Source organism: Cupriavidus sp. FW305-46 (genome assembly GCF_058787075.1).
In genome coordinates, this window is record NZ_JBYSZI010000017.1 from 16,608 (window position 1) to 29,805 (window position 13,198).

Here is a 13,198-nt window from a genome sequence, read left to right on the forward strand (position 1 = left end):
CATGAACCCGTCACGCGCGTTCATCCTGGCTGGCGTGTTGCTGTGGGTGGCGGCCGGGCAGCTGCTGTCGCGGCATCACGTCGATCTGCTCAACTTCGCCGCCATCCTGGCCGTGGGCGGCCTTGGCGTGGGCCTGCTGCTGGGGCAGTGCGGCATCGTCAATCTGGCGCAGGCCTCGTTCTACGGCATCGGCGCATACGCCTCGGCGTACTGCACCACGGCGCTGGGCTGGCCGGCGTTGGCCGGTGCGGCTGCCGGACTGGTCATCAGCGCCGCGCTGGCTGCGGCCATCGGCGTGCCGGTGCTGCGCCTGGGCGGCTTCTTCCTGGCGCTGGCGACGCTGGCGGTGGGAAGCATCGCCAACGTGCTGTTCTTCGAGTGGGACTGGCTGACCGGCGGCACGCTGGGAATCGGCGGCATTCCCAAGCTGTCCTGGTTCGGCTATGTGCTGGACACCCCGGAGCGCTACTACTACTTCGTCTGGCCGCTGCTCGCGGTGCTGCTGTGGCTGGTCGACAACCTGGTCAAGGGCCGCCCGGGCCTGGCCATGCGGGCGATGCGCGATGCCGCGCCGGCGGCGCAGGTGCTGGGCGTGGACATGCACCGGCTGAAGACCTCGATGTTCGTGCTGTCGGCCATGCTGGGCTCGCTGGCCGGAACCTTGTTTGCCCACTACGTGTCGTTCGTCAGCGTGCAGAGCTTTACGGCGGAGCGTTCCATCGTGTTCCTGCTGGTGCCGGTGGTGGCGGGGGGCCGCTCGACCTATGGCGTGATCCTTGGCGCGCTGTTCGTCTCGCTCGTACCGGAACTGCTGAGCGGGCTGGGGGATTTCCACCAGGTGCTGTTCGGCACGGTGCTGGTGCTGGTGGTCACGCTGATGCCCGGCGGGATGATGGGCGGCATCGCTGGTGCGCTGCAGCGCATGCTTGGACTGAAGGAGGCAAGATGAACCATCCCGTTCCTGCTTTTGGCACGGCGCCACAAGCCGTGCGCCCGGCGCAGGCATTGCTGCGCCTCGACGCGGTCGCGCACAGCTTCGGCGGGCTGGAGGTGCTGCGCAATGTCAGCTTCGACGTGCCGGCCGGCCATATCGTCGGCCTGATCGGCCCGAACGGCAGCGGCAAGACCACCTGCTTCAATATCGTCTCCGGCTTCCTGCGCCCGAAGGGGGGCAAGGTGTCGCTGGCGGGGCGGGACATCACCGCCGACACCGTCCAGCAGCGCAGCCGCGCCGGCCTGGTGCGCACCTTCCAGACGCCGCAGGTGTTCGAGCACATGACCGTGCTCGAGAACCTGATGGCAGGCTGCCACAAGGCCACCCACGCGGGCGTGCTGCAGGCGATGCTGCGCACGCCGGCGTCGCGCCGCGAGCTGGCGGCCATGCACGATGCGGCGCTGGCATGTGCCGGGAAATTCGGGCTGGAGCGCTTGCTGCAGCTCCGGGCCGGCACCCTCCCGGCCGGCCAGCGGCGCATCGTCGAACTGGCGCGTGCCTGTATCGGCAATCCGGGACTGCTGTTGCTGGACGAGCCGTCGTCGGGGCTGAACAGCGAAGAGATCGAACTGCTGCGCGCATGGATCGTGCGCCTGCACCAGGAGGGCATGACCATCCTGCTGGTCTCGCACGACATGGGGCTGATGACGATCTGCGGCACGGCCCATGTCCTCTATTACGGTGAAATCATCGCCAGCGGGGCGCTGCACGAGGTGCAGGCCGATCCGCGCGTGCGTGAAGCCTATCTGGGAGTCTGACCATGCTGAACGTGAAAGGCCTGCGCGCCGGTTACGGCGCGGTGCCGGTGCTGCACGATGTCGACATGACGGTCGCGCCGGGCGAGGCGGTGGCGGTGGTGGGCGCCAACGGCGCCGGCAAGACCGCGCTGGTGCGCACGCTGGCCGGCCTGATCCGGCCGATGGCCGGCAGCATCGTCAAGGACGGGGCGGAGATCGGCCATGTCCCCGGGCATCGCCGCTTCAGGCATGGCATCGGCGTAGTGCTGGAAAACCGCAACCTGTTCGCCGAGCTGTCGGTGCGCGACAACCTGCGCCTGGCCGAGCATGCCGGCAAGCGCGCCCGCGGCGGCGCGCTGCGCTACACCTATGACGATGTATGCGATCTGTTTGCGCTGCTGCGCGAACGTGCCGACAGCGCGGTCGGGCTGCTGTCCGGCGGGCAGCAGCAGATGGTGGCGATCGCGCGCGCACTGTTGCTCCAGCCCGACCTCCTGATCATGGATGAACTCACCACCGGCCTGGCGCCCCGCATCGTCAAGGAGATTCTGGCGGTGCTGAACCAGCTGCGCGCGCGTGGGCTGAGCATCTTGCTGGTCGAACAAAGCGTGGCGATCGCCGCGGACATGACGGATCGCGCCTACGTGCTGTCAGTGGGGCGCGTGATCCATGAAGTCCGGCGCGGCGAATGGCAGGCGCTGCTGAACGACAAGACCCTGGTGAAGGCTTACCTTCATGGCTGACCTGGAGACCACGACGATGGCATTGGGCGAACCCGCGGACCTTGCCGCACTCACGCAAGCCGATCAGGCGCGGTATCGCGCCATGCTGTCCGGCGACCTGGCTGCGCTCGATGCCCTGCTGGCTGACGAGCTTTCCTATACGCACTCCTCGGCATTGCGCGAGAGCAAGGCGGAGTACCTTGGCTCGATCCGCAGCGGGCGGGTGCGCTACCTGCATGCGAGCCTGGCGGAGGTGGGGCAGGCGATCTACGGCGACCTGGCCGTGATGCAGGGCAAGGCCCTGCTCAGGGCCGTGGTGGACGGGGCGGAGCGCACGCTCGACAACCGCTTTCTCAGCGTGTGGAGGCGCCATCAGGGCGCATGGCAGATGCTGGCCTGGGCCTCGACGCCGATGCCGGCCGCGAGCGCGCCGCCCGTGCCAGGAGTCTCCTGATGGCAGCATGCGGAGCAGCACCGATGGACCCGGACGACACGTACTTCATCATCCATTGCCTGGACCATGCCGACGCGCTGCCGCGCCGGCTGGCAAGCCATGACGCGCACCGTGCCTACCTGGCCGCGGCGCCTGTCGAATGCGTGCTGCGCGGCCCGCTGATGTCCGACGGGGGTGAGCACATGATCGGTAGCTTGTTCCTGGTCCGGGCAAGGAGCAAGGAGGACGTGATCGCCTTTAACCGGTCCGATCCGTTCTATCAGGCCGGCGTCTGGCAGACGATTCATATCCACCGGTTCCAGCCGAGGTCGGACGTCCTGGATCCGGCTTGATGCCCGGGCGCGCCTGGCGTGATGCGGGGCATGGATCATGCGGTGAATGGCGACAAGGCCGGCATCCTGGCGCGGCGGACGATGGAATGCATCGACGCCGACCACCAGACCTCGACGTCGAGGGACGGCGCCTGTGTGCGCGAGCACTTCTTCAACACCCGCGAGCTGAAGGCATTGGCCGCGGCTGGTCCGACGACGACATCCAAGCGCTGAACCGCGCTGTCCTGGTGCGGCGATCCGGCCTTCTTGCCAAATCGTCCCTGACATACCGGATTGCGTCGCGGCGCCCGGTATCACGTTAACTGATCCTTCAGATCAGCAAGTTGAATTTCACCTTCGATGAGTATCAGTTCTAACATCATGACCACTGATCCACCGAAGCGAATGCCTTGCATTTTTCGATGACAAATCCAGGTCCGAACCTCTTGCCAGGCAGGCCAGGAGTGTCTGGATCATTACGGAGGCGCCGCCGGCCAATCCGTTCGCGATCCGCTGGCACCCCGTGAGCAGCCGCGATGCCATGGCGATTTTTTTTACGCGCCGATCCATGTCGCACCGCGCCAGATGCCGTCCTGCACCAGGCGCTTCATCAGCGACACGAGCGCGGCGGTCGCACAGGAGGCGGCGGTGGATTGGGTGCGTGTGGCAAGCCGCGCAAGAAGGATGCGGCGAGACAGGGCCGGCGAGGCAATGGGCGCGGCGGCCAGGGTGCCACGCGCCAGGTCGTCGGAGATGGCGGAACTTGGCAGGATGGTATGGGCGAAGCCTTTCGCTACCAGCGACTTCTGCACGCTGAGCGAATTGGTTTCGGCGGCAATAACGAGGTCAATACCGGAAACGGCATAAGCATGCTCCACCACATTGCGAAGGCCATGCGGCGGATTCGGCAGCACCAGCGCCAGTCCCTCCAGGTCCATGACGGAAAGCGGCCCGGCCTGTGGCAGCGTGCCTGGCCGCCCCACCAGGTACAGCTGCTCGTCGAGCAGGGCCTGCACCTGCAGGCCCGTGACCGACTTGTCGTCATACATCAGCGCGGCATCCACCTCGCCCGACTCGAGCCACTGCCGCAAATGCCCGGCATAGCCTACCGTCAGGCGGACGCCCAGCTGCGGATGCCGGTCCCTTAGCGTGGCAACCAGCTCCGGCGCCAGGAGTTCGCCGCAACTGGGAAGGAGGCCAATGTCCGCCGTGCCTGAGACCAGGCCCGCGGCGGGCTGGATCTCAGCCCTGGCGCGATCCAGTTCGCGCAGCGCACGCCGGCCGTACTCCGCGAGGGTCTTGCCGGCATCGGTCAGCAGCATGCCGTGCCGTTCGCGCTCGAACAGTTCGACGCCCAGCTCCTCCTCGAGAAGCCGGATGTGGCGGGAGACGGCGGGCTGGACGATGTGCAGGCGTTCCGCCGCCTTGGTCGTGCTGCCGGTCTCTGCGACGGCCAGCAATGCACGGAGTTGCTTGATATCCATGAGAATTGACGAGGTGGCTGTATCGAAGTTGTTGATTCGCGAGCGCTGGCCGTCGAATTTCAGTTGCCGGGCGAGGCGAATATGTGAGGCTCGCGCCGCCCGAGACCGGGTCGCGCGGGGAATCCCTGATTGATCTTGCCTCATAAAAGTATATAAATATTATCATTAGTTTTGAGGCTCCGAAGATTGTCCGGGGCAACCCTGAAAACTCGAAAAGGTGGTGGAGATGAACGAGAAGATGAGCGCCGACATTGCGGCGGTGATGGCGGCGGATGACGCGCGATATGCGGCCATGCTGGCCGGCGACGTGGCCGCGCTGGATGCGTTGCTTGCGGATTCCCTGGTCTACACGCATGCGACTGCGCGTACGGAAGACAAGGCTGCCTATCTCAAGGCGGTATCGAGCGGCCTCGTCAAATACGTCGAGCTGAAGCGGTCGGAGGCAGTCGTGCAGGTCTATGGGCCAACCGCCGTCATGCACGGACAGCTTTCACTCAGTGTGTTGCGCGAGGGCAGCCGCAAGGGCATGACCGGCCTGTTCCAGAGCGTCTGGGTCAGGTCGGACAAGCAATGGCAAATGGCGGCCTGGGCCTCTGTGCCGCAAGCGTTTACGTCCGCGTGATGGATGTTCGTGCCTGGCCGCGCCTGCGCCAGGCAGTACGGTCTGCGAGCAGATCAATCTACTGAAGGGGAAGAAGCGATGAGCGAAAGGAACGTGGTCCTGGCAGTGAGCTGCCGGATCCGGAGCGACAAGGTGAAGGAACTGATGGCGGAGTTGCTGGCGAATGCGGAAGCCTCCCGCGCGGAGCCGGGCTGCCTGCATTTCGACGTCAGCGTCGACAAGGACGATCCGACCAAGATCATGTACTACGAGGTCTACCGGGACCAGGCGGCGATCGATTCACACGCGCAGACCGCTCACCACAAGCGATGGGTGACCGAAGGCGCACCGCTTCTCGAAGTGCGGCAGCCGGTGCGGCTGTCACGCACGGCACCGTGACCGGGCGCGGCTGAGGCGGTTCGGCCGGCACGCGACAGGTCGCCCGCCCGGCGCAGCGAAGCAATACACAACAAGCAAGAGGGGAGACTGATGAGCGAGAGAAAGCAAGTGGTGGTGGTGGCCTGCCAGGCGCAGGCCGGCAAGCGGCAGCAACTGCTGGATGAGCTGGAGAAGAACCGCATGGCGGCACTGCAGACCGAAGCAGGTTGCCTGCAGTTCGATGTGACGACCGCCGAGGACGGCGACGAGCGCATTGTCGTCTACGAAGTCTACCGGGATCTGGCGGCGCTGCAGGCGCATCAGCAGACGCCGCATTTCAAGAGATTCCTGCAGGAAGGCATCCCGTTGTTCGCCGAGCACGACCTGGCGATCTACGAGCGCGTCGCGCCCTGAGGCGGAGGCTGTCCCGGGGCTGGCATGCCGGTCTTTGGGTCTTGCCACGCGATTCACCGTCCCTTGCCGGCGTCTCGGCAAGGGCTGGCTCATCCAGAAAGAGAAGGGTTCACCATGATCAATTCTGATTCGACTATCAGGACAAGCTTGCCGGCGGAGATCGGCAAGGAAGAAGAGGACAAGGTATTTCGGCGCGTGACGCGAGGCATCCTGCCGCTGCTGTTCATTTGTTCGATGATTGCGCTGTTCGACCGTTTCATTGTCGGCTTCGCCAAGTTGCAGATCACCGAGGCCTTCGGCCTGTCAGCCGCGGCCTACGGTTTTGGGGCCGGGATCTTCTCGCTCGGCTACCTGCTGTTCGAAGTGCCGAGCAACGTCATCCTGGCGCGCGTGGGTGCGAAGAAATGGATTGCCAGGATCATGGTGAGCTGGGGCATCGTCACGGTCGGGACGATCCTGGTGCGCACGCCGGAGCAGTTCTATATGGCCCGGTTCCTGCTGGGCCTCATGGAGGCTGGCTTCTACCCCGGCATCGTCTATTACCTGTCCGGCTGGTTCCCGCGGGCGCGCTTTGGCCGGGTCATGGCATTGCTGCTGCTGGTGTTCCCGATCAGCAACCTGTTCATTGGCCCGTTGTCCGGCTGGATCCTGGAGTCGATGTCCGGCACGGCCGGGCTGGCCGGGTGGCAATGGCTGTTTGTGGTCATGGGCATCCCGGCGATCCTGATGGGCTTCGTGTTCTTCCTGCTGGTCGCGGACAAGCCCCAGGACGCAAAGTGGCTCAGCCCACATGAGAAGCGCGTCGTCCTCGACGCAATCGCAAGGGATCGTGCCTCCAGGCATGAGTCGGGCGGCTGGTTCCTGGCGTTCAAGGACTGGCGCGCGTGGGCACTCGGCGCAATCATGGCGGGCGGCTATCTCGGCCTGTACGGCATCGTCTTCTGGCTGCCCACGATGGTGCAGTCGGCCGGCGTCAGCGGCTTCCGCAACATCGGCCTGATCGCCTCCATTCCCTGGATTGGCACCGTGCTGGTGACGCTGCTGCTCGGCTACTCGTCCGACTATTTCCAGGAGCGTCGCGGACATTTCTGTTTCGCAGTCCTCCTGGGAGCGCTGGGCTTCGTGATCAGCGTCCAGGCAAGCACCAACATCTACGTCACCATAGCCGGTCTCAGCGTTGCCTGCGCCTTCCTGTTCGCGTGCTTTCCGCCCGCCTGGGCGCTGGCGTCCACGCTGCTGGTCGGGCAGAGCGCCGCGTGCGGGTTGGCCCTGGTCAACACGGTTGCGTCGTTCGGTTCCTTCATCGGGCCTTACCTGATGGGGATCGGCCAGGAGCGGACCGGAAGCCTGACGGCGCCGCTGATGGTGATGGCTGCCATCTGCTCGATCTCTGCGCTCGCCATCTGGCTGATTCCTGCCCATGCCCCCGGCCAGTCAGGCGCCGGCAGCCGCGCGTTGAAGGATCCGAAGACAGGCGGATCGGTGGCGGATTCCATGGCGCAATGACGCGATAACCGGCGGCCATGGTCCGCACATTAAATCTATTGATATAAGCAAAAAATAGCCATCGGATGTCAGCCTTCATCCGATGGCCTGGAAGAATCGATATGAAAGACGAAACCAAAAGCAAGATCACCTCGGTCCTCAATGCCGACGACCAGCGGCATGCCGCGATGATCGGCGGTGACATGGCAGGCCTGGACCGCCTGCTGGGCGGCGACCTGGTCTACATCCACGGCAGCGCGAGGCAGGACGACAAGCAGCAATACCTCGCCTCCATCGCGAGCGGGGCGGTGAAGTACCTCGACATCAAGCGCACGGCGGCAGCGGTCCAGGTGTACGGGGATACCGCGGTGGTTCATGGCCACATTGCGATCCAGGGCATGTCCAGTGGCGAGAAGCGGCTGATCGACAGCCTCTTCCAGAGCGTATGGGTGTTGGCTTCCTTCGGCTGGCAGATGGTTGGGTGGGCGTCCATACCGACTGGCAAGGCGCAGGCATAAGGAGACAGCAAGATGAAATTCGTGACTATCGACTGTGGGGAAAAGGGCCACCCCGGCCTGCTGATGAGCGATGGGAATATCCTCGACCTGATCTTGCTGCGCCGGCATCTTGGTGTGGCGAGGCTTATCCCTGCGGATGTGCGCGGCATTCTCGAAGGCGGCGCTCCCGCACTGGCGCTGGCCGATCAGTGCCGGCGTGCCGTCGAGGAAATGAGCGACCACGCGAGTGCCCAGCTCAGCGAAACTGGGGCACTGGTGTCGTTCCATGGCACGCCGCTGCTGGCCCCGATCCCGGAGCCGCGTTTGTTGTTGGCGGCGTCCGGCAACTACGGTCGCCATATGCGCGAGTATCCGGACGTGCCGCTGCCGGAAAATCCTACCGCCTTCATCAAGCCTGCCGACACATTGACGGGCCACGAGAAGCCAATCCTGATTCCGCCGCAGTTTCCGGACCAGGTCGACTTCGAAGGCGAGTTCGCCTTCGTGTTCGGACGGACCTGCCATAACGTCGACGAAGCGTCGGCGATGCAGTATGTCGCCGGCTACACCATCGTCAACGACGTGTCGGCGCGCAACTGGGTAGCCGAGGTGTTCTCCTCGACCGAGCGCTTCCAGTCCATCCGCGCATGGGACCGGAACATCCTCGGCAAGAACCTGCCCAGCTTTTCGCCATGCGGTCCAGTCCTGACTACCGCTGACGAGATCGCGGATCCCCACGACCTGGCGATCACCACGCGCGTGAACGGCAAGGTCATGCAGGACAGCGGCACCAGCGATCTCATCTGCCGGATTCCCAGGCTTATCTCGTATTTCTCGAAATGGTACCGGTTCCAGCCGGGCGACATTTTCAGCACCGGCACCCCGGAAGGCGTTGGCGCCGGCCGCACGCCGCCGGTCTATCTCAAGCGAGGGGACCGCATCGAAATCGAGATCGCCGGACTTGGCACGCTGGCCAATCCGGTGGCATAGCGCCGGGCGGGCTGCGGGTCCGGCACGGCAACCCGCACGGGCGCAAATCTTCTGGAAACTGGACAAGGAGACATGATGGAAGACGTGGAGAAACTGACGATCCTCAGAGGCGAGGATCTGAACTGGGAAAGCGATGGAAGGCGGGGCTTCTTCGAGTATTGCGATCTCGGCATGCGCAAGGCGACCAGCGGCCGCTACCTGGTGCACCTGATTCGTGCCACCGCGTCGATGGAGTCGCCCATCGGCGGTCACCGGCACATCGTAGACCTGCAGGTCGTCTACATGCTCAAGGGATGGATGAAGCTCTGGCACGAGGGCCACGGCGAAGTCACGCTCAAGGCCGGCGACTGCATGTACCAGCCTGGCGGCCTGACGCACGGCGCGCTGGACTGGTCGGCCGATTTCGAATGCCTCGAGGTCATTTCGCCGGGCAATTTCAGCACGCTCGAAGCCGAGACCGAGGCGGCTTAGCAACAATCGGCACAAGGCTCGGCCGCCCACGAGCGGCCAGCCAATACCTGGAGACATGATGAGCATCATCAAGGCAACCGGCGTTGCATACGGGCGGCTGCGCGCACCGGATCTGGACAGGATGGAGGCATTCCTGCTCGATTTCGGCATGGTGCGCGTCGCGCGCAACGAGAATACGTTGTACATGCGCGGCACCGGGCCCGCGCAATACATCCATGTGACGGAAAAGGGCAGCCCTGCCTTCCTGGGCATGGCCTACCGCGCGGGCAGCGAGGCAGACCTGGAGAAGCTGACGCGGGTGCCTGGCGCCTCCGCGGTGGGGCCGATCGACGCGCCCGGTGGCGGCAAGCGCGTGCGCCTGCGCGACCCCGACGGCTACCTGATCGAAGTCGTCCACGGCATCGCGCCGCTGCCTGAGCTTCCGATTACGCATCGCCATCCGGAGCAAGGCCGGACGGTCGGCGTACTGGACCGGATCCACATGGGGCCCGCCCGGGTCAGGAGCTTCGGCCATGCCGTCATCTTCACCCCCCGGTTGCAGGAGACGCTGGAATGGTACTGGCATGTGCTGGGCCTGCTGCCGTCAGAGGAGGTGTACGAGGGCAGCCCGGACAACGTGCTGGGGTCGTTCAACCGCTGCGACTGCGGCGACGAGTTCGTCGACCACCACGTGGCGATGTTCTTCAGCAATGCCACCGCGGGCCTGAACCATCTCGCCTTCGAGGTGGTTGACCTCGACGACGTCTTCACCGGCCACGAGCACCTGCAAGCGAAGGGAAGGTACGAGCCGCTTTATGGCGTTGGACGCCACCTGCTCGGAAACCAGGTGTTCGACTACTGGGGCGGCCCCTGGGGGATGGTTCACGAACACTACGCGCATGGCGACCTGCTGAACGCAAGCTCGGGACGCAAGCGCGTTGACATCGCCCAGGGCTTTGTCTCGCCGTGGGGCGGGGAGCCTTCCGAGGCACTGCTGAATCGCGTCGTCCCCTGAGCCGCCGCTTAACACCACTATCAAGCCGAACATGAACACCTCACTTGAATTCGACCCGCAAAGCCTGGTGCTGCCGCGTGTGCCCATTCGTGGCAGCGCCCAGCCTTACCATGTGCGCCGCATCTTCTGCGTCGCGCTGAACTATGCCGACCATGCCAGGGAGATGGGCAGGGAAGTCTCGCCTGAGCCGCCCTTCTATTTCACCAAGAGTCCCTTCGCCATCACGCACACGGACTCGGTCGTTCCGTATCCGCCGGCCACTGCCAACTATCACCACGAGATCGAACTGGTTGCCGCGATCGGAAAGCCTGCGTTCAGGGTGTCGCCCGCCGAGGCCTGGGACTGCGTGTTCGGATACGCATGCGGGCTCGACATGACGCGGCGCGACCTGCAGCTCGCCGCGCGCGACAAGGGCCGGCCGTGGGAGGTGGGCAAGGATTTCGAGGAGTCCGCGATCGTCTCGGAGATCGTGCCGGTTTCGGAAATCGGTCACCCGCAAAGCGGCAGGATCGCGGTCTCGGTGAATGGCGAGACGAAGCAGGACAGCGATATCTCGATGTTTATCTGGAACGTGGCGGAGCTGGTATCCGATCTCTCCAAATACTATCGCCTCGGGCCGGGCGACCTGATCTATACGGGAACGCCCCACGGCGTCGGGCCGGTGCGTGCCGGCGACAGCCTGCACGGCGTGGTCGCAGGCGTCGCCAGCATTGACCTGCGCATTGGGCCTGCAGCCTAGCCAGGCGTCAGTCGCATGCAGGCATGGCGCCAGGTCCAGGCGCCAGCCACAGGGAAATATTTCCTTCATATCTGGAGTCGGAGCATGAATGAGCAAGGCGAATCCGGGCGAGTCGGTAAATGGCCGCCGGCGGATGCAGCAGGGCAGGAGAATCGAGCCGACAACGCGGTCAGCGAGGCATCGGCTCGCAGCGCATACAGCCAGGCGTATCGGAGCCCGGAAGTCGGCGGGAACCGCGGCGCGCGCCTGCTGCTGAAAGGCGGCACGGTCCTCACGCTTGACGAGAAGGTAGGAGACTTCGAACAGGCGGATGTCCTGGTCGAGGGCAAGAAGATCGTGGCCATTGCCCCGCATCTGGAAGCGACCGACGCGCAGGTCATCGATTGCAGCGGAACCATCGTGATGCCCGGCTTCATCAGCACGCACCAGCATCAGTACCAGACGCTGATGCGCAGTGCGTTGTCCGATGGCATCCATATCCGCGCCATACCGGCCAATAGCCAGCAGCCGGTCGCCAAATGGCCGGGCGAGTTCTATACCACCACCATCCAGGAGGTCTGGACGCCGGGATTCATGCCGAATCCGCCCGTTCCGGGCCAGCCGCCCATCTGGGATCTCGGGCGCCCGCCCATGGACCCGGAGGACTGCTACATCGCCGAGCTGGTGTCGTCCCTCAGCCAGATCACCCAGGGCGTCACCACGATCACGGATACCTCGCAGTCATCGCACACGCCGGACCATACCGACGCAATGATCCAGGCGCTCTTCGATTCGGGCCAACGCGCGGTCTACGCTTACGGATGGGGCAATGACCGCTCGGCGCAGTTCCCGGAGCAGTCCTATGAATACCCCGGCCGCAGCGGCGATACGTCATTCGGGCTGGGCCGGCTGGCCAAGACGTACTTCAGCTCGAAGGACCAGCTGGTGACGCTGGGCGCGATGCTGGACTGGCACCCGGTGGTCGATCCGCGCACGCGCGAGAAGCAGAACTACACGGGCTGGCAACTCGCGCGGGAGTTCGGCGCCTGGATCAACAACCACGCGGCGCACGGCGCAGTCGTCGAGGGCATTGCGCAGGATCCGCGCAACGGCGCCGACTGGTCCGATGTCACGCTGGTTCACTGCACGCTGTGGCAGGACGAGCCGGTCGCCCAGATCGGCGTGGATAACGTCAGGTCGCGCGCCTGGCAATTGGTTGCCGACCGGGGCGCGCACGTTTCGATCTCGCCGCTGGTGGAAATGCAGATGCGCCACGGCATGCCGCCGTTCCAGCTTGCGCTGAACTACGGCATCCTGCCCAGCCTGAGCCCGGACACGGAAACCAACATGACGACCAACCCGTTCTCGATGATGCGTTCCGCATTCACGCTGCAACGGGCATTGGCGAACGAGCTGGTGTTCCCGCTGAGCGACCCGCAGGGGCTGAAGGCGCCGCAGCTGGTGACCAGCCGGCAAGTGATCGAGATGATGACCATTGCCGGCGCCGCGGGCTCAGGACTGCTTCACAAGGTCGGCACGCTGACACCGGGAAAAGAGGCCGACATCGTCGTGCTCGACGCCAATACGCTCAACACCGCGCCCATGAACAACGTTCCCGGCACCGTGGTCACGCTGATGGAGTCGCGCAACGTGCGCGACGTGGTCATTGCCGGAAAGATCGTGTACCGCGATAGGAAACTGGTCGGCTGGGACGTGCAGAAGCTGCTCAGGGACGTGACCCGGGCGAGGGATCGCGTGCTGGCGCGCATCAACGGCCCGGCGCTGGTCGGCACCCTGCCGGCGGGCCTGAACAGCCATGCCGAACCGTATCGGCCCAATTTCCTGGGATCGACTTCCTATATCGGGCAGAACGCCACCGCGCCGGCTTACGTGCTCAGGCCGTAGGTTGGGCGCCTGACGGCATCAGCGGCGCAGGCAGGGCCTGCGC

The 13,198-nt window shown here is 64.9% G+C and carries 17 protein-coding genes; 16 read left to right on the forward strand and 1 reads right to left on the reverse strand.

Annotated features, from left to right (window positions below; genetic code table 11):
* Position 1: 1 nt before the first annotated feature.
* The 6 genes from AC3WON_RS10730 to AC3WON_RS10755 are packed head-to-tail and all read left to right on the forward strand — an operon-like array spanning position 2 to position 3,452.
* The gene (locus AC3WON_RS10730; RefSeq protein ID WP_492351776.1) at positions 2 to 949 is read left to right on the forward strand and encodes a branched-chain amino acid ABC transporter permease; all 948 of its coding nucleotides are present in this window, start codon (positions 2 to 4) and stop codon (positions 947 to 949) included.
* Positions 946 to 1,752, forward strand: a complete 807-nt coding sequence (locus tag AC3WON_RS10735; protein ID WP_492321003.1) for an ABC transporter ATP-binding protein — start codon at positions 946 to 948, stop codon at positions 1,750 to 1,752. Before AC3WON_RS10730 ends, AC3WON_RS10735 begins: the two co-directional genes overlap by 4 nt.
* 2 nt (positions 1,753 to 1,754) lie before the next feature.
* Positions 1,755 to 2,474, forward strand: coding sequence for an ABC transporter ATP-binding protein (locus AC3WON_RS10740; RefSeq protein WP_492321004.1), 720 nt, complete (start codon positions 1,755 to 1,757; stop codon positions 2,472 to 2,474).
* Positions 2,467 to 2,907, forward strand: a complete 441-nt coding sequence (locus AC3WON_RS10745) for a nuclear transport factor 2 family protein (protein WP_492321005.1) — start codon at positions 2,467 to 2,469, stop codon at positions 2,905 to 2,907. Before AC3WON_RS10740 ends, AC3WON_RS10745 begins: the two co-directional genes overlap by 8 nt.
* 23 nt (positions 2,908 to 2,930) lie before the next feature.
* Positions 2,931 to 3,239 (forward strand): YciI family protein, encoded by a 309-nt coding sequence (locus AC3WON_RS10750; RefSeq protein ID WP_492321006.1) that lies wholly within the window; start codon positions 2,931 to 2,933, stop codon positions 3,237 to 3,239.
* Between the two features lie 30 nt (positions 3,240 to 3,269).
* On the forward strand, positions 3,270 to 3,452 hold the full coding sequence (locus AC3WON_RS10755) for a hypothetical protein (RefSeq protein ID WP_492321054.1): 183 nt from the start codon (positions 3,270 to 3,272) through the stop codon (positions 3,450 to 3,452).
* A 320-nt stretch (positions 3,453 to 3,772) separates the two neighbouring features.
* Here the strand turns inward: AC3WON_RS10755 and AC3WON_RS10760 are convergent, their stop codons facing one another.
* Positions 3,773 to 4,702 (reverse strand): LysR family transcriptional regulator, encoded by a 930-nt coding sequence (locus AC3WON_RS10760; RefSeq protein ID WP_492351777.1) that lies wholly within the window; start codon positions 4,700 to 4,702, stop codon positions 3,773 to 3,775.
* Between the two features lie 226 nt (positions 4,703 to 4,928).
* Here AC3WON_RS10760 and AC3WON_RS10765 point away from each other — a divergent pair, with 226 nt between their 5' ends.
* The 10 genes from AC3WON_RS10765 to AC3WON_RS10810 all read left to right on the forward strand — a co-directional run bounded on the left by AC3WON_RS10765 (position 4,929) and on the right by AC3WON_RS10810 (position 13,155).
* Positions 4,929 to 5,324: a nuclear transport factor 2 family protein gene (locus AC3WON_RS10765; RefSeq protein ID WP_492351778.1), complete on the forward strand. Its 396-nt coding sequence runs from the start codon at positions 4,929 to 4,931 to the stop codon at positions 5,322 to 5,324.
* Between the two features lie 78 nt (positions 5,325 to 5,402).
* A complete protein-coding gene (locus tag AC3WON_RS10770; RefSeq protein WP_492351779.1) occupies positions 5,403 to 5,702 on the forward strand; it encodes a putative quinol monooxygenase in 300 nt (99 codons plus the stop codon).
* A 90-nt stretch (positions 5,703 to 5,792) separates the two neighbouring features.
* Entirely contained in the window at positions 5,793 to 6,095 is a 303-nt protein-coding gene (locus tag AC3WON_RS10775) for a putative quinol monooxygenase (protein ID WP_492351780.1), read from the forward strand.
* 114 nt (positions 6,096 to 6,209) lie between these two features.
* The gene (locus AC3WON_RS10780; protein ID WP_492351781.1) at positions 6,210 to 7,601 is read left to right on the forward strand and encodes an MFS transporter; all 1,392 of its coding nucleotides are present in this window, start codon (positions 6,210 to 6,212) and stop codon (positions 7,599 to 7,601) included.
* 101 nt (positions 7,602 to 7,702) lie between these two features.
* The gene (locus AC3WON_RS10785; protein ID WP_492351782.1) at positions 7,703 to 8,098 is read left to right on the forward strand and encodes a nuclear transport factor 2 family protein; all 396 of its coding nucleotides are present in this window, start codon (positions 7,703 to 7,705) and stop codon (positions 8,096 to 8,098) included.
* Between the two features lie 12 nt (positions 8,099 to 8,110).
* On the forward strand, positions 8,111 to 9,067 hold the full coding sequence (locus AC3WON_RS10790) for a fumarylacetoacetate hydrolase family protein (RefSeq protein ID WP_492351783.1): 957 nt from the start codon (positions 8,111 to 8,113) through the stop codon (positions 9,065 to 9,067).
* Between the two features lie 72 nt (positions 9,068 to 9,139).
* On the forward strand, positions 9,140 to 9,538 hold the full coding sequence (locus tag AC3WON_RS10795; RefSeq protein WP_436226092.1) for a cupin domain-containing protein: 399 nt from the start codon (positions 9,140 to 9,142) through the stop codon (positions 9,536 to 9,538).
* A gap of 55 nt (positions 9,539 to 9,593) precedes the next feature.
* A complete protein-coding gene (locus tag AC3WON_RS10800; RefSeq protein WP_492351784.1) occupies positions 9,594 to 10,532 on the forward strand; it encodes a VOC family protein in 939 nt (312 codons plus the stop codon).
* Positions 10,533 to 10,563: 31 nt separating this feature from the next.
* Complete coding sequence (locus tag AC3WON_RS10805) at positions 10,564 to 11,271, forward strand: fumarylacetoacetate hydrolase family protein (protein ID WP_436226094.1); 708 nt, start codon at positions 10,564 to 10,566, stop codon at positions 11,269 to 11,271.
* 84 nt (positions 11,272 to 11,355) lie between these two features.
* Positions 11,356 to 13,155 carry an amidohydrolase family protein gene (locus tag AC3WON_RS10810; protein ID WP_492351785.1) on the forward strand — a complete coding sequence of 600 codons (1,800 nt, stop codon included), beginning with the start codon at positions 11,356 to 11,358 and terminating at the stop codon, positions 13,153 to 13,155.
* Positions 13,156 to 13,198 lie beyond the last annotated feature (43 nt).